Consider the following 14,003-nt stretch of genomic DNA (forward strand, 5'->3'; position numbering starts at 1 on the left):
CGACGCCGCAGGATCCCCCACCAACAGGGACTCCACGCTCAACGGTGAATAGCCGCTTTAGCCCGACGATGGCCGAGACGATAGCGGCAGGCTCTGTGCGCCAGAAGGCGACGTACCCTGTTTCCTCCGCTTTGGTGAAGATCTCCTCGATGAGGCTCTGGAAGTCTGCGGCGAAGTCGGTATCGAGGTAGTCCTCGGCGATAGCCTGCATCCGCTCATCATCGACGCCTGCCCCGACTCGGTCTCCGTAGACCATTCGTTCCTGGACGGGGTGCTTGAGGTCCAGGTTGTAGTTGCCAGTGCGTTGCAGCGGCTGCATGTAGGTCATCGACTACCTCAATCGCACTTACTTATACGTGCGGCGAGATACTCGATGGCGTCTTGCTCGATGTTCTCTGCGGTCTCCCGACGCTGCGCAAGCAGGTCTGCCCACGGGCGCCCAGGGTGAATGGTGTCCCACCGGGACTTCATGCCCGCGCGACGACCAGCACCAGGGTCGTTATTTCCGAGACCATCCAGGGGGCCGTTCCAGACCGGCTCATGCATACGGATCGCGACGACCTCGGCCAGGGGAATCCACGTGGGCATGATGGTCAGCGCACGAACCTGAAAATCCGCTACATCGAGATTGTTGGCATCCTCGATAGAGCGCCGATGCTTGGTGATGCGCCCGAAGAGCTTCGGGCCCACTGGCTTCTTGGCCTCTTCCGGGTCACCCTTCCGCTTATTTTCCGCGTCAGCCTTGCCGATGTAGATGGCTCGTGTTCCGGTCTGCTCCCGATTCTTCGCAGCGAGCAACTGGTACGCCGGGTGTTGTCCGGTGTAGTAGAGCGCGTAGATGCCAGCGCCGTCGAACTTTTCGAGGTTCTCCAGCGGACGCACGGGCTGCTCTTCAAGGGCACGGGCGATGGAGGCGCCGAGGTTGTCGTAGTCGAGGGGGTCGAAGTGCTTGGTCACTTGCTCATCAGCTCCCGTGCCCGAACCTGCTGCTGGGCCGCTGCAGCAGCGTGCTTTGCGGTGTCGAGCTCCAGGTGCTCAACAACGCTAGACATGACGGTCTGAGCCAGGCGGACAGGCACTGCATTTCCGATCTGGCGCATGGCTTCAGTCCATGCTCCGTGCAGCGCGTACCGGTCGGGGAAGGTCTGTATGCGTGCAGCCTCGCGCGTGGAGTAGTACCGCACAGACCCATCCGGGTAACGGATCATGTTCTCCCCGCCGGGCACACCGTGGACACCTGCTTTGAGGGCCTTGCTGGGCTCGTCCAGAGGGGAACCAGTGTGTCCCGGGTAGGAGCGGGCGCCGGGTTGAAGCTTGTGGTCGAGCCACCCGGGCGCAGTCTGACCATTAGCTGGTCTTGGCATTCCCGAGAGCGCGTCACGGACAGTGCGCCACGGAAGAGTGCCATCGTCCTCCCTTAGGGCGGCGCGCAGAGGAATGCGGTCAGCCTTTTTCACCTTGTGCCGGTCCCAATATTCGCTGGACATCTGGCTGCGGAGCAGGGCACTCGCGGAGTAAGTGGCCTGAGGGAAGCTCCAGTCCGCATCCACGTCGGAGCGGAAGCCCACCATGAAGACACGGTGTCGACGCTGCGGCACTCCATAATCGGCAGCGTCCACCAGCGTGGTGACTAGACGGTAGTTCAGGTCGCTGGCGACAGAGGTGTGCTCCTTCTGAAGGCGGGCGTAGTGTTCCACCCACGTCTCACCGTCCTTCGCGCGAAGCTCGGGATGCTGGAGACGGAGCTTGATGAACTCGAAGTAGTCCGTGAAGGTGCTTCGAGTCAGGCCCCGGACGTTTTCGATCACGAACGCCCGGGGTCGCAGTTTCTCGATCACCGATGTGGTGGCGGGGAACATGTCGCGCGGGTCGTCAGCGCTCCGGGCAATACCTCCGAGAGAGAACGGCTGGCACGGCGGGCCGCCGGTGACCACATCGACGTCATCCGCGTGGGGGATCTCATTCCAATCGATGCCTCGAACATCGCCTTCAAGGACTCGTGCGTCCCGAACTAAGGGGTAGTCGTTGGCGGCGTTCTCGCGGATGGTGCCGCAGGCCCAACGGTTCCATTCGTTGATGGCGACATGCTCGATGCCGGCCAGGCTCGACCCAAGTAGCAAGCCGCCACCTCCGGCGAAAAGCTCTACACCGCGAATGGGCGCACGCTCGCCCTCCTGCTCCAAGTGCTCCATAGCTGTGATCGTATCGCTCGGAGATGAGAGGCATCAGAATCGGCGCGCAAAATTTGAATCTTACTTGGTGCCCCAGGTATAAGTGCAAAGTGTCAGCTGCTCCGCCGCTGCTCCTCATACATCCGCTCGATGTACTCATCCAGCTTCACGTCCTCGATGCGCCACTGACTGCGACCGCCGATCTGGATGCCTTCGATCTCACCGCGTTTGATCAGTGCCCGCATTTGCGACATCGAGATGCTCAGTGACTCCGCGACCTCGTCCAGCGTGTAGAACTTTCTCCCCATGTGTTCGAGCTTAGACACGGTCGTTGTGTCCGGGCGAGGGTGTGGAGAAAATAAGCCCCGCCCCAGAGCTGATGCTCCAGGACGAGGGCTTATCTGCGTAGCTACTTGCTGCGGTTCTCCTTCCTGAACCTGACATGGCTGGTCGCGTAGGTCTGCGGGAACGGAGGAATGGTGGAGGTCACCTTACGGGCGCACACCACCATGGGGCTGTCCGAGCCCTCAGCGTGGGCAAGGATCGCTCGCTGGTGGTGGTCATAGTGCTCCTCACTTCAGCCCTGAGCAGGGGAAGAACTTCAGGTCCCAGAGCTCGTCGCTGGTGGCACCGTCGTCGATGAAGTCGGCGTTGTAGTCGAGGAAGGCCTCACGCTGGGTGGTGACCTCGGCGTAGCCGGCGTGCTCAAAGCCCATCCGGGTTCTCCTGGTGATGTTGGAGCAGTCGGCTGCGTGGACCTCAGGGTCTGTGTGGGGAGAGTTCAGGTAGGCGATTGTGGTCATGTATTGCTCCTGGTGAGGGTCGTCTCCGGGTGAGCAAAGCTCCCTGGCTGTGGTGCCAGCGGGGCTTAAGGAAGCGTCAGATCGGCTCAGTGATCTCGGAAGATGTAGACACCTCTTTCGGAGGCGTCGAGAACGGTGTAGTCGTGCTCCAGGTCGTCAGCCCAGGAGGACCAGTTGAAGTACCGGATGATGTGCTCGGGGGCGTCAGCGAGCAGGCAGATGTCCTCGGCCAGCTGGTGGGCGTATTGGGTGAATGAGTCCCAGTGGCCGCAGTAGCGGTCGATGAACTCTCCGTGGTCGGGGAGATCTTCTCCGTCGAGGACGTGACTGCCGGAGCCGATCCAGGCGAGGAAGACCGGCAGCAGATACTCATCGACCTCATCGAGGTGACGGGCGAGCTTTGCGGCTTCGTGAGGCGAGCACTCCCCGTCGATGGGCAAGTGCTCGTAGTCGAAGACCCACAGCTCCTCATGCGAAGTCTGGTGGCCGTGGAGGGTCTGCGGGGCGATCTCGTCGGCTGTGGTGGCCTCGAACCAGGCGCCGGTCAGAGCACCGGCGTTGTAGCAACTCAGGCAACCGATCCAGACGGCGGGGGTGATGGTGGCGACAGACACGGGCAGCTCCTCTCGGTCGGGATGACGTTCGAGGAGCTACCCGGCTCCGCCTCACGGCGGTGCTAGTGCTGGAGGATCTGACAGGCCTCACTGAACGCCACAGAGGACTGCGGGTCCAGACCGGGCAGCAGCGTGGGCAGAGACTCATGGGTGCTCACGCCCAGCAGCATCAGCACCAGAGAGCCCACACGGCGGGCGCCCTCGGAGAGGTGATGAGGCAGCTCGAAGGCGTGCAGATCCTCGGAGACCGGGATCACGAACCCCAGACAGCCGCAGTCGTCGCGGGCGACCAGGACTGAGACAAGCTCCGCGTAGTAGGGCGAACGGGTCAACAGATGCGTCGCAGCGCGGTGCTGAGGGGTGGCCTCTACGGCCATCAGGCGCTCAGCTTCGGTGGATTCGGTGACTAAGGGAGCAACGGTGATGGAGCGGAAGTGCTCGGCGTCCTCCTGGGTCAGCGCTGGACGCTCTGCGGCGGCGACGCTGAGCAAATGGGTGAGATTGTGGCGAGCTTCCTGCAGGCGCTGGACCACGAACTCGTGGTTCACCGGCGCCGGGTATACGCCTGCCAGAAGCGATATCTGGTCCCGGATCAGAGACTGTGCTGCTGGGGAGATGGTGATGATGTCGTTCAAAGAACTACCTCCACTATGTGATTACCAAGCTGCTCTGCTGCCCGGTGCAGCCTGCGGCTGCTTCTGGGCATGACAAACCCCGGTGGGGTCTCAGCTTGGGGAGGTAGTGGCAGAGACTGTATCAGGAACTGGCGGAAGCTTCACGCTCGTTGCGCTCAGCCTCCCGCCGAGCGATCTCGTCACGCAGCTCCTGGTCGGTGAAGGTGGACAGCACCCTGCGGGCCAGCCGCAGGTGAGCGGCCGCAGCAGCCTGACTCTCCTCATCGCTGGGCAGGGACTTCTCCAGCGCCGGCTCCTCGGAGAGCTCGTGGATCGCTCGGGCGCGGTTGGGGCTGGCCTCGTGCAGCTGGTCGGGGGTGATCGAGAGGGCTCGGGCCAGCTTCACCAGGGTCTTGTCCGACGGCGGGGCGGGGACGGAGCCGCCAGTCTTGTAGCGCACGCCCTGGATGGCGGAGTGGATGGTGGCCTTCGACAGGCCGGTGGCCTCAGCGAGCTCGGGAACGGGGATCCCGGAGAGGGCCTGAACCTTCTTCAGCAGCTTCGACTCAGGCGGGACGGTCTGCTTGTCAGTCATGGGTACGTAACCTTCCTGGTCTACGAGGCTGTTGCGTGAATACTATCGCGCGTCTGGCGATCTACTAGGTGGGAGGGTGACCTTCCCCTGCCTATGGGGCGAGCGGAGGGCTCGCCCTGGGGGTGGTGATGAATGATGCGATGAGCTTCGGAGCATGAAGCTGTCGCCCCGCATTGCTCCACAGCGAGCTCCTCTCTCTGCCCGAGGTGAAGGCCACCTGCGAGTCGGGCAGGTAAGTCAGGGGATCACAGCCAGGGGGTGGGGTTGGGATGTTGGAGCGCCCAGCAGCCCATGTTTCCTCTCGGAGCAGCGTGTTTCCTCCGGTGTTGCCTGCTGCCAGAGGCCAAAGGAAACACCTCGAACCGCGCTGACCTGGGGTTTTGGAGCTGAGAGCTCCAATGTTTCCTGTGTTTCCTCTCTCTGGAGAATAAAACCTCTACATAGGAGCAGGTACATGTCTCTCTGTGTACTGATAAATATTCAGAGACGAGGAAACATGGCCCATAGGGCCGTTTTGGCCTGAGATACCAGGCAACGGCATGTTTCCTTCGGGGCTCAGCCGAAAGGAAACATGGCCCCTCAGCACCGCGCACCGCATCTTCACGATGTGTTCTCAGGTCGACGGCCGGGTGAATGCTCCTCGGTATCTGGCTGGCGCCAGCCCGGGGTGACGGTGCCGATGATCTGTTCCAGAGTCGTGACCCGCTTGCCCATTCCGAGGGGGTGAATGACCGGCTCCATCAGCAGGCTCACCACAGCCCGACGTGTGCTCAGCGTGGCCTCATCCCACCACCCGCGCACGTCTTCGACGGCGGCAAGCTCAGCCAGAGGCTGCTTGTTCAGCATCGCCTTGATCCGCTCGTTGACCTCGCTCTGCTGAGCTTCCAGGCGGTCCAGTGCCGGCTTGGCCTGATCGAACCTGCCGCGCTCCACCGCGTCGGAGTAGATCTGCTCGTAGCCGTTCTCCAGCTGCTCCCTGCGGGCGTAGAGGACGGTGATGTCCTCGTCATCGTCGGGCTCGAACAGGTCAGCGGCATCGTCCCGCGAGAGGCGGGCGATGCAGAGTTCCTTGATGTACTCATCGATGATGTCGCCAGCACGCTGAAAGCACCCCTTGCCGATCGTGGCGCAGCGGTATGCGTGGTAACTCTCCGCGGGGGTGTTGTCGCCGTGCCGGGCCTTCGGCCGGTTCTTCGCCACAGCAGAGCGGATGGGCCCGCCGCATCCGCCGCAGGTCGCCAGACCGGGCATCAGCCACTTTCGTGAGGTGTCCCCGTCGTGGTTGGGCTTGGTGCTCAGGATGAGATTCCGGGCTGCCTCGAGCTGCTCCCGGGAGACCAGCGGATCCCAGGCTCCGGGCAGGCACTCCTCCAGGGCGATGTTCTCGATGCGGAACTCTCCGGTGGGCTGGGCCGGTGCCAGCATGGCCGCGTAGTTGGGGTTGACCAGGATTCTGCGCACTGTGGTCGCTCCCCAGCGGTGGCCGGTGCGGGTGCGGTAGCCGTCCTCGTTGAGGTCTCGGGCGATCTGCTTGAAGGAGCGCTGCTCCTTCGGCTTGCCGAGGTACTCGGAGAAGATCCGCTGGACGACCTTCTTCTCCTCCTCGACCACAGCCCAGCGGGTGCCGCGCTCGTCGCGATCAGGCTTGTGAACCCAGCGGTAGCCGTAGGGAACTTTGCCGGCGGTGGGGTGGCCCTTCTTCCGCCGCTCCCGGGCATAGCGGCGGGCGCGCTCAGTCTTCTGCGCCACCTCGCGCTCGGCCAGCAGGACGAACTGCTTGAACATGTAGTCGCCGGCTGGGTCGTCGGTGTCGATCCCGCCTCGCGGGATGATCAGCCGGATCTTGCGCTTGTGCCGGATCTCCAGGACGTCCTCGAGCCGGCGCGTGACGCGGTCGGACTCGTTGACGATCATCACGTCGAACTCGCCGCGGTCGTAGGACTGCAGCATCTTGAACCAGTCGGTCTTCTCCCCGCGCTCGTAGCTTCCGGAGACATCGTTGTCGACGTACTGAGCAAGGATGGGCCAGCCGCGACGGCGGGCTTCCTCGGTGCAGTCGGCGAGCTGCTGCTCGATGCCGTCGTCCTCTTCCTCGGACTGACGGGCGTAGATCACGACGCGTGGAGTGCTGGTCATAGCCAGAGCTTACTCAAAAGACCCGCCAACGGTTGCTAACAGTTGCGAGCATGACGATGCCGTATTCGGCCGTCGCCAGGCCCTCCTCCTCGTGGTGCAGCTGGGCCAGTGTGGGCAGGTGTGGATCGGCCATAGCAGGCTCCTTCATCTCGGAGGTCCGCCCTGCAGATGCAGTGCGGACCTCCGATCCTGCCCGGGTGCTGGAGCCTGGAACAGAGCCGATGCGCCGGCTGTGGAGCACACGGGCGTGTCGCCCCGTGACGGCTGCCGCTGTGGAAGAGCCGGATCAGCGGCGCATGACCTTCCGGGCCAGGACATTGCCGATGATCTGCACCAGCTGCACCAGGATGATGATGACCACCACGGCCAGCCAGATCACTTCGGTGCGGAAGCGCTGGTAGCCCTCGACGATGGCGAAGTTTCCGAGCCCGCCGCCGCCGATGATCCCGGCCATCGCTGACATGTCCGCCAATGCGATGACCACGAAGGTGAAGCCCAGGATCAGCGGTCCCAGCGCTTCGGGCAGGATCACGGTGAGGATGATCCGCAGACGCCCGGCTCCCATCGCGCGGGCGGCTTCGATCACTCCGGGGTCGATCGCGAAGAGGTTCTGCTCGACGATGCGCCCGATGGCGAAGGTCGAGGCCCAGATCATGCCGAAGATGACCGCCTGGTTGCCGATGCCGGTGCCGATGACTTCGATGGTCAACGGCTGGATGGCCGCGACCAGGATCACGAACGGGATCGGCCGGATCAGGTTGACCACGAAGTTTGTCAGCAGCCACACCGGACGGTTGGACAGCACCCCGCCGGAGCGGGTCGTATACAGCGTGACACCGAGGAACAGGCCGATGAAACCACCGATCAGGAAGCTCCCGGCCACCAGGTACAGGGTCTCCCAGGTGGCAGTGAGCAGCTCTGGGCCGTAGTAGCTCCAGTCCAGCTCCCGGTAGGCGTCGATGATGCCGGTCATGCCTGCACCTCCTTGACCTGGCCCACACCGCGGAGCTCGCTGATGAAGCTCTCGACGGCGGCGTGCTCGCCGTCGATCGAGAGGGTCAGCAGCCCGTAGGAGGAGGACTTCGTCGTGCTCAGCCCGCCGTGGACGATCTCGAAGCTCACCTGGTGGTTCGCCGCGGTGCCCAGCACCTCCCCGACCCCGGCCGAGTCGGCCAGGGAGACCGTGACCAGACGGCCGTCGCTGGTGCTGCGGATCCGTGCGAGGTCCTCGGCGTCGGGGCGGTCCTTCAGCGCGGTGGAGACGAAGCTGCCTTCACCGTCTTCCGGATCGGAGAACAGCTCGTGGGCGGTGCCCATCTCCACGATGCGCCCGGAGTCCATCACGGCGACGCGGTCGGCGATGGACCGGATGACCTCCATCTCATGGGTGATCGCGACGATGGTGATCCCCAGCTCCTCGTTGGCCCGGCGCAGCAGCCGCAGCACTTCGGTGGTGGTGGAGGGGTCCAACGCTGAGGTGGACTCATCGGCGAGCAGGATGTCCGGTTTGACCGCCAGCGCCCGGGCGATGCCCACACGCTGCTTCTGCCCGCCGGAGAGCTGCTCCGGGTAGTGCCGAGCCTTGTCGGCCAGCCCGACGAACTCCAGGAGCTCAGCGACCCGTTCCTCCCGGTCCGCACGGCTCCACCCGGCGACCTTCAGCGGGTAGGCCACGTTGCCGGCCACATTCCGTGAGGTGAACAGGTTGAACTGCTGGAAGACCATGCCGATCCGGGCTCGGAGCTTCGGCAGCTTCATCTCGGAGAGTCGGGAGACCTCCTGGCCCAGCACCGTCACAGTGCCTGTCGTCGGCTTCTCGAGGCCGTTGATCATGCGGATCAGGGTCGATTTCCCGGCCCCGGAGAAGCCGATGACGCCGAAGACCTCGCCGCGGTCGACGCTGAAGCTCACCTCGTCGACGGCGGTGACCGCAGAGGAACCTTTGCCGAAGACCCGCGAGACGTTGCGGAACTCGATGAGCTTATCGGTGGTGTCCGCCTCCGGTGTCGGTTCGCCTGCGTGGTGTGGGGCGGCCTGGGTCACTGGTCGTCCTCGCCGGCGAGGAAGTCCTCGTACTCCTCGGAGGCCTCCTGGATCTCCTCGAAGGGGGCGTCCACCGGCACTGAGGTGCCGCCGGAGACTTCCTGGGCGGATTCGAGGATGCGCTCGTCGTGGTAGAGCTCGAAGAGCTCCCGCAGCTGCTCGTCCTCGGAGTCCTCGGCGCGGACGACGAAACCGTTGGAGTACGGGAAGGCCTCGGCGTCCTCGGGGTCGTCCTGAGTGAGGGCGTCTGCCTGCGGGTTCAGGCCGGCGTCGTTGGCGAAGCTGTTGTTGATCACAGAGCCTTCCACCGACTGCAGGGCGTTGACGGTCTGTGCGGCATCGATCGGTTCCACCTCCACGAGGGATGCCTCCTCGTCGATGTCGGAGGGGCGCGGCTGGGGGACGTCCTCGGTGAGTTCGAGCAGGTCGGCGGCGGCGAGCATCAGGATGGCGCGGGCCTGGTTGATCTCGTCGTTGGGGATGGCCACAGTGTCGCCGTCCTGGAACTCCTCGACGTCGTCGTACTCCTCGGAGTACAGCGGCAGCGGCACGGCTTCGGTAGTGGCGACCATGGTCAGGTCGTCGTCGTTGTTGACGTTGTAGTCGGCGAGGTAGGCGATGTGCTGGAACCAGTTGGCGTCGAGGTCGCCGTTGGCCAGGGCGGGGTTGGGCTGGTTGTAGTCGCCGAAGTTGACGATCTCCACCTCGAGCCCGAGCTCCTCCTGGGCCAGTTCGGCGAATTCCTGGTTGGTCTCGTCCTGGTTGGTCACGCCGATGCGGATGGGCTCATCGGTGCCGTCGCCGCCGTTGTCACCGTTGTCTCCGCAGGAGGCCAGCCCCAGGGTCAGAGCAGTGAGACCTGCGACGACGGCGGTGCTGCGGCCGGTGCGGGAGGATGGGGCGTGTGGGGTGGTGGGCATGATTGTGCTCCTCAAGAAGGTGGGCACCACCAGGTGGGCCGCGGCAGCGGACATGGAGGTGCGCAGGTGGGTGCTGTGAGATCCCCGCGGACGGTATGGAGGCGTCCGCTGAGAGGTGGGGGTGGGACGGTGGGGAAGCGGGGCTTCCGGGTGACGATCCTTTCCTGACGCTGCTCTTGCCCGTGCCATACAGGTGCCGGGTGAGCTCCGTGAGAGGCCGTCCACCTCTGCTGCGGAGCCCGGGTCCGGGCCAGCAACGGGCCGCTTCGTGATCCGAGACCACCCGTGAACATGGGGTTGGTGAGCGGCCCGGACCGGATCGTCCTGGAGTGTGAGTACTCCGCAGGCTGCTGCTCGTGAAGCTTGGACCAGCGTATACGACTCTTCGGAGCAGTGTCCTCTTCAGTCCTGCGTGGTGTCACCCTTCGTCACTTCGTCATGCGAGAGAAGCGCAGACGTTTTTTGGCGTTGGTCACACAGCGTATGAATGTGGTGAGGGTGAGATCGAAGCTGCTGGCTTCTGGGATATGCACGTGTGCAGGCGGTCCTACTGACGCTTCAGTTCACGACGCAGTTGCAGGAAGCCCGCACCCATCACCACTATTCCCAGAGCTGTGAAGAGGATTCTGCCCCATAGCTCGATGTTCGGGAACAGTAGTATCGGCCCGATAAAGAGAAATACGGAGCCGACGAAGTACCAGACCGCCTCGCCGCTTTGTGAATCGTCCTTCTTCATGCGATCAAGACTATCGCGCCTATCAGTCACGCAACTCGACGCTCGTGTTGGGCGCAGGAGCTGCCGTCCAGTATCAGTCGTATTCGGTTGAGGGGCGAGCCACTTGGCAGGTGCAGTGTGTTCGGGTGCTGTGGAGTTGTGATCTGGGGGTGGGGTATTTCAGGAGGGTAACGATCGCTCTGACCTGGGACGGTTCTGTGCCCTAACTATTGACCGGGCTTTTGTTGCAAGGTTATGTTCAGGTTATTCATGGGTTGCATCAGGGTGTGGAGCTTCTGTGGTTCGCCCAGGTGGGGTTCATGGATAAGGGCAGTGATGGGGAATGAGTTTGTAGCTGGACGCTTTGGACTCGCCTAGGGTGTGACTCTAGATGTCGGTGCTAGTGGTGAGAACCGGGAGGGGGCATACAGCGATGTGAATTGTTGGTTTACTTCTGGCTCAATTGGCGGATATATCCAAGGCTCCAAGGATTCCTCAGGGAATCGTTCGGTAAGTGGTGGCCGCACATACGGTGGTAGCGCCAACTGCACAGTCGGTCTGGAGCACCAGTTCTAAGGATGAGGTGTATAGATTGGCATTGCCGAACCTAATAATAGGGATGATTGCTATCATAGCCGGCATCTTAATTATAAGATTTAGAGTACCTTTTTACAATGAGATATACAGAAAGTATAGTAAGAATGGGAAGGTAGAAAATCCAATCTCTGAATTTACGACATCAGGTTGGATAGGTTTTGTAGGAGTATTTGCGATGGGAATGGGTGCATTTATGATAATATCAGGTCTAGAGTTTTAGCATTTATAATTAAAATTATTGATTCCATATCTTAATGTATATCGCTGCTTGTGTCGCCAATAGAGCCATATCCTGAATCAGTCCTGGTCGAGGGTGCGGTCGCATCATCAAGTCCAGCGTCAGTGCACTATAGAATGATATGGGACTGTCCTGCTAAAACATGTGGGGAATTGGCGTTAATGGTGTTAGATGAAAATACTGAAAATATACTAATAACTATAGTTGGATTCGCCTTAATTATGGTTGGAATAATTGCTGCAAGGAAATATAAAAGTATATATCGTGTGACGTTTCGTGGTGGGGCCTTCGGGAGTGGTCCACCCGAATTTATACTATCTCCTTTCGTCGGAGCAATTATCCTAGGATGTCTGTTCATTTTTATCGGTATAACTCGACTATTATAGTTAATATCTTGATGATGGTTAATCGGCGCACCTACAGTGATATTTGGCAGGTACGACAACTATTATTTTGCTCTTTATGAGCGGCCCTCCTGCGACCGAAACGTACGGAAGTACAGGGCGATGGGCTCGTGCTCTCAGCTTGGCAGTCCTCTGTCAGCACGACGACGATGACAATGAGTGACGCTGCACCATAAACGGTCGTTTCTGATCACGTGGCCGCGAGAGCGTGGTGCAGTAGGTTCGCGATGGATGTTGCGGCGCTGGTCGTGCATTCTCCGGCTCCACGTGGATGACCAGGTTCCGCTTGCGCGGCTGGCCCGCGAGTCCTGGGTCGGGCACCCTGGAGCGCTGGCGCACCAGCTGCCGGATCGACGGCTACGCGGGACTGCCAGCCACATAGAAGATGAATACGCCGCGTACAGGTATTCAGGAGGTGCGAGGTGCCGACAACCATCCGTCTCAAGGGCGACCTTGAGGACCGCATTAAGAAGCTTGCGACCACCACCGGCAGACCTCAGAGTTTCTATATCAACCAGATGATCGAGCGGGAAATCGACCGTATCGAGTGGGAGTACTCCATCCTCAAGGACGTGGAGGACCACCGTGCCGGACAGCTCAAGACCATCTCCCATGAGGCAATGAAGGCAGAGCTTGGCCTGGATGATTGAGTACGCGTCCAAGGTCCTCAAGGCGTTCAAGAAGGACCTGGACCGCCAGATCGTCCGTCGAATGACCGCCAAGCTCGAAGCAGGACCACACCGCGAGGTTCACGGTGACCGCTGAGGAAGAGTGCCGAATGAAGCTCCTGACGAAGCGGTTCAGAGCTGGGATGCTCCGGCGGTGCTGGCGCAGCTCCATGACCTCCGAAGGTTCCGTAGTCTCCGGCGCTGGGGTCTGTTGGTGCTCATGGTTGCGCTGGTGGGTCAGCTTGACCCCAGCCACGTGCAGGTTGGTCACAGGCGCCGGTCGTCATTCTTGAATGCGGCGGGGAGTTCTCCGCCGCGTCGTTTCCTGCGCAGCCTGGGTGAAGACCCTCGGCTCCCACTCCCATCAATTTCGTCGGACCCACCGGGCTCCATTTGGGCCATCCCACCCGGTAATGGCACCCACATAGGAGCGGCAAAGAACCGGGGACGGTTCATTTTCAACTTTCACGGAGTACGTGACCAGTTCATGGTGAGCCTGGGTATGATTTCCTGGGAGTTCCGTAAAAGTCTGCCTTAGGTCGTTGACCTCACGCACAGCCTGTAGTGATGTGGAGCACGCAATCCAGACTGAAAAGTACGGAAGATGGAGACGAAGACCAAGAAGATGCAGCTCGGACTCGCAGGAGTTCTTTCAGCAGTTTTGGCCTTCGGCATGGGTGCGGCCCCAGCTTCGGGCGCTACCGCCGAGGAGGACGCACCTGCAGAAGAGAATATCTCCGAAGAGAACGCTGACGCACAGCTTGACGTTGCCGATGAATCGGGCTTCGAAGGATCCCTTCTGGAGGGAGCTCTTCGAAGAGCAGCCGGATGGATCTGTCGCGATCCTGGATGAGGGCGGCGAGAAGCTCTTCATCCTCGAAACTGAGGTCCCCCTCCAGGATCGTGAAACTGTCGAGGTGGACTGCGCCATCAATGGTTCTCAGATCGAGGCAAGCTACAGCGCTGAAGTAGACCCGGACGACGTCGTGCTTCCTCCCCAGTCTCGGAGCGCTGACTGCGTTTCTCGCGCCCTTCTCCTTGCCGGCAGCGGAGCAGTTCTGCTCGGCTCAGCCCTGACTGCTCCTGCTACCGCAGGCGGCAGCCTTCTCGTCGGTGGTTTCGCACTCGCCTACACAGGTTCCTTCGTAACTATGCTCCAGGATTGCTATGCCTGAGACTGCGGATAACACCTTCGCCAAGAGCCGCGCAGGCTTGGTTGCAGCCATTCTGAGTATTGTTCTCGGTGCCGCTGGGATCATCTATAACGTCAGCATCGGCTCCTATGAAGCGATCCTCCCGTTTCTGCTCATCATCAGCTTGGGGGCTTTCCTCACTGTGATGCAGTTCCACGGGCGAAGGAAGTAGATCTGACCAGAGAAGCGGCGCACAGCTGGATGTTGTGCGCCGCTTCTCGGGGCTGATGCAGGAATAGGTGACATCTGATGTTTAGCACCGTGGGTGCTGGGCAGGAGAGGATGTCCCTAT

At 61.5% G+C, this 14,003-nt stretch carries 17 protein-coding genes; 4 read left to right on the top strand and 13 right to left on the bottom strand.

Going from position 1 to position 14,003, the window contains the following annotated elements; translation table 11 throughout:
* The 13 genes from RIL96_RS12630 to RIL96_RS12690 all read right to left on the bottom strand — a co-directional run.
* Nucleotides 1-328 (bottom strand): hypothetical protein (locus RIL96_RS12630; RefSeq protein ID WP_310549383.1); only part of this gene is annotated, 328 nt, incomplete at its 3' end.
* 8 nt (nucleotides 329-336) lie between these two features.
* Nucleotides 337-957 (bottom strand): Eco29kI family restriction endonuclease, encoded by a 621-nt coding sequence (locus RIL96_RS12635; RefSeq protein ID WP_310549384.1) that lies wholly within the window; start codon nucleotides 955-957, stop codon nucleotides 337-339.
* A complete protein-coding gene (locus RIL96_RS12640; protein WP_310549385.1) occupies nucleotides 954-2,192 on the bottom strand; it encodes a DNA cytosine methyltransferase in 1,239 nt (412 codons plus the stop codon). Before RIL96_RS12640 ends, RIL96_RS12635 begins: the two co-directional genes overlap by 4 nt.
* Nucleotides 2,193-2,284: 92 nt before the next feature.
* The gene (locus RIL96_RS12645) at nucleotides 2,285-2,479 is read right to left on the bottom strand and encodes a helix-turn-helix domain-containing protein (protein ID WP_310549386.1); all 195 of its coding nucleotides are present in this window, start codon (nucleotides 2,477-2,479) and stop codon (nucleotides 2,285-2,287) included.
* Between the two features lie 264 nt (nucleotides 2,480-2,743).
* Complete coding sequence (locus RIL96_RS12650; protein WP_310549387.1) at nucleotides 2,744-2,974, bottom strand: hypothetical protein; 231 nt, start codon at nucleotides 2,972-2,974, stop codon at nucleotides 2,744-2,746.
* Between the two features lie 86 nt (nucleotides 2,975-3,060).
* On the bottom strand, nucleotides 3,061-3,588 hold the full coding sequence (locus RIL96_RS12655; RefSeq protein ID WP_310549388.1) for an antirestriction protein ArdA: 528 nt from the start codon (nucleotides 3,586-3,588) through the stop codon (nucleotides 3,061-3,063).
* Between the two features lie 62 nt (nucleotides 3,589-3,650).
* Entirely contained in the window at nucleotides 3,651-4,223 is a 573-nt protein-coding gene (locus RIL96_RS12660; protein ID WP_310549389.1) for a hypothetical protein, read from the bottom strand.
* Nucleotides 4,224-4,344: 121 nt separating this feature from the next.
* A complete protein-coding gene (locus RIL96_RS12665; RefSeq protein ID WP_310549390.1) occupies nucleotides 4,345-4,797 on the bottom strand; it encodes a helix-turn-helix domain-containing protein in 453 nt (150 codons plus the stop codon).
* A gap of 600 nt (nucleotides 4,798-5,397) precedes the next feature.
* On the bottom strand, nucleotides 5,398-6,933 hold the full coding sequence (locus RIL96_RS12670; protein ID WP_310549391.1) for a recombinase family protein: 1,536 nt from the start codon (nucleotides 6,931-6,933) through the stop codon (nucleotides 5,398-5,400).
* 286 nt (nucleotides 6,934-7,219) lie between these two features.
* On the bottom strand, nucleotides 7,220-7,906 hold the full coding sequence (locus tag RIL96_RS12675; RefSeq protein WP_310549392.1) for a methionine ABC transporter permease: 687 nt from the start codon (nucleotides 7,904-7,906) through the stop codon (nucleotides 7,220-7,222).
* Complete coding sequence (locus tag RIL96_RS12680) at nucleotides 7,903-8,976, bottom strand: methionine ABC transporter ATP-binding protein (RefSeq protein WP_310549393.1); 1,074 nt, start codon at nucleotides 8,974-8,976, stop codon at nucleotides 7,903-7,905. Before RIL96_RS12680 ends, RIL96_RS12675 begins: the two co-directional genes overlap by 4 nt.
* Nucleotides 8,973-9,896, bottom strand: a complete 924-nt coding sequence (locus RIL96_RS12685; RefSeq protein ID WP_310549394.1) for a MetQ/NlpA family ABC transporter substrate-binding protein — start codon at nucleotides 9,894-9,896, stop codon at nucleotides 8,973-8,975. The genes RIL96_RS12680 and RIL96_RS12685 overlap by 4 nt, the downstream gene beginning before the upstream one ends.
* Before the next feature lie 547 nt (nucleotides 9,897-10,443).
* Entirely contained in the window at nucleotides 10,444-10,632 is a 189-nt protein-coding gene (locus RIL96_RS12690) for a hypothetical protein (protein WP_310549395.1), read from the bottom strand.
* A gap of 1,640 nt (nucleotides 10,633-12,272) precedes the next feature.
* Between RIL96_RS12690 and relB the strand changes: the two genes are divergently transcribed.
* The 4 genes from relB to RIL96_RS12710 all read left to right on the top strand — a co-directional run bounded on the left by relB (nucleotide 12,273) and on the right by RIL96_RS12710 (nucleotide 13,883).
* Nucleotides 12,273-12,500 (top strand): type II toxin-antitoxin system RelB family antitoxin, encoded by a 228-nt coding sequence (relB, locus tag RIL96_RS12695; protein WP_310549396.1) that lies wholly within the window; start codon nucleotides 12,273-12,275, stop codon nucleotides 12,498-12,500.
* Entirely contained in the window at nucleotides 12,493-12,615 is a 123-nt protein-coding gene (locus RIL96_RS12700; RefSeq protein WP_310549397.1) for a hypothetical protein, read from the top strand. Before relB ends, RIL96_RS12700 begins: the two co-directional genes overlap by 8 nt.
* A gap of 507 nt (nucleotides 12,616-13,122) precedes the next feature.
* Complete coding sequence (locus RIL96_RS12705) at nucleotides 13,123-13,371, top strand: hypothetical protein (protein ID WP_310549398.1); 249 nt, start codon at nucleotides 13,123-13,125, stop codon at nucleotides 13,369-13,371.
* Nucleotides 13,372-13,685: 314 nt separating this feature from the next.
* Nucleotides 13,686-13,883 (top strand): hypothetical protein, encoded by a 198-nt coding sequence (locus RIL96_RS12710; protein ID WP_310549399.1) that lies wholly within the window; start codon nucleotides 13,686-13,688, stop codon nucleotides 13,881-13,883.
* Nucleotides 13,884-14,003: the final 120 nt, after the last annotated feature.

Origin of the sequence: Nesterenkonia aerolata (assembly GCF_031470965.1) — a bacterium.
GTDB classification, from domain to species: Bacteria; Actinomycetota; Actinomycetes; order Actinomycetales; family Micrococcaceae; genus Nesterenkonia; species Nesterenkonia aerolata.

Coding starts and splice junctions, on each gene's coding strand:
- RIL96_RS12705 (WP_310549398.1), top strand. CDS start 13,123: ATGGAGACGAAGACCAAGAAGATGCAGCTCGGACTCGCAGGAGTTCTT.
- RIL96_RS12685 (WP_310549394.1), bottom strand. CDS start 9,896: ATGCCCACCACCCCACACGCCCCATCCTCCCGCACCGGCCGCAGCACC.
- RIL96_RS12640 (WP_310549385.1), bottom strand. CDS start 2,192: ATGGAGCACTTGGAGCAGGAGGGCGAGCGTGCGCCCATTCGCGGTGTA.
- RIL96_RS12665 (WP_310549390.1), bottom strand. CDS start 4,797: ATGACTGACAAGCAGACCGTCCCGCCTGAGTCGAAGCTGCTGAAGAAG.
- RIL96_RS12690 (WP_310549395.1), bottom strand. CDS start 10,632: ATGAAGAAGGACGATTCACAAAGCGGCGAGGCGGTCTGGTACTTCGTC.
- RIL96_RS12710 (WP_310549399.1), top strand. CDS start 13,686: ATGCCTGAGACTGCGGATAACACCTTCGCCAAGAGCCGCGCAGGCTTG.
- RIL96_RS12650 (WP_310549387.1), bottom strand. CDS start 2,974: ATGACCACAATCGCCTACCTGAACTCTCCCCACACAGACCCTGAGGTC.
- RIL96_RS12670 (WP_310549391.1), bottom strand. CDS start 6,933: ATGACCAGCACTCCACGCGTCGTGATCTACGCCCGTCAGTCCGAGGAA.
- RIL96_RS12700 (WP_310549397.1), top strand. CDS start 12,493: ATGATTGAGTACGCGTCCAAGGTCCTCAAGGCGTTCAAGAAGGACCTG.
- RIL96_RS12675 (WP_310549392.1), bottom strand. CDS start 7,906: ATGACCGGCATCATCGACGCCTACCGGGAGCTGGACTGGAGCTACTAC.
- RIL96_RS12645 (WP_310549386.1), bottom strand. CDS start 2,479: ATGGGGAGAAAGTTCTACACGCTGGACGAGGTCGCGGAGTCACTGAGC.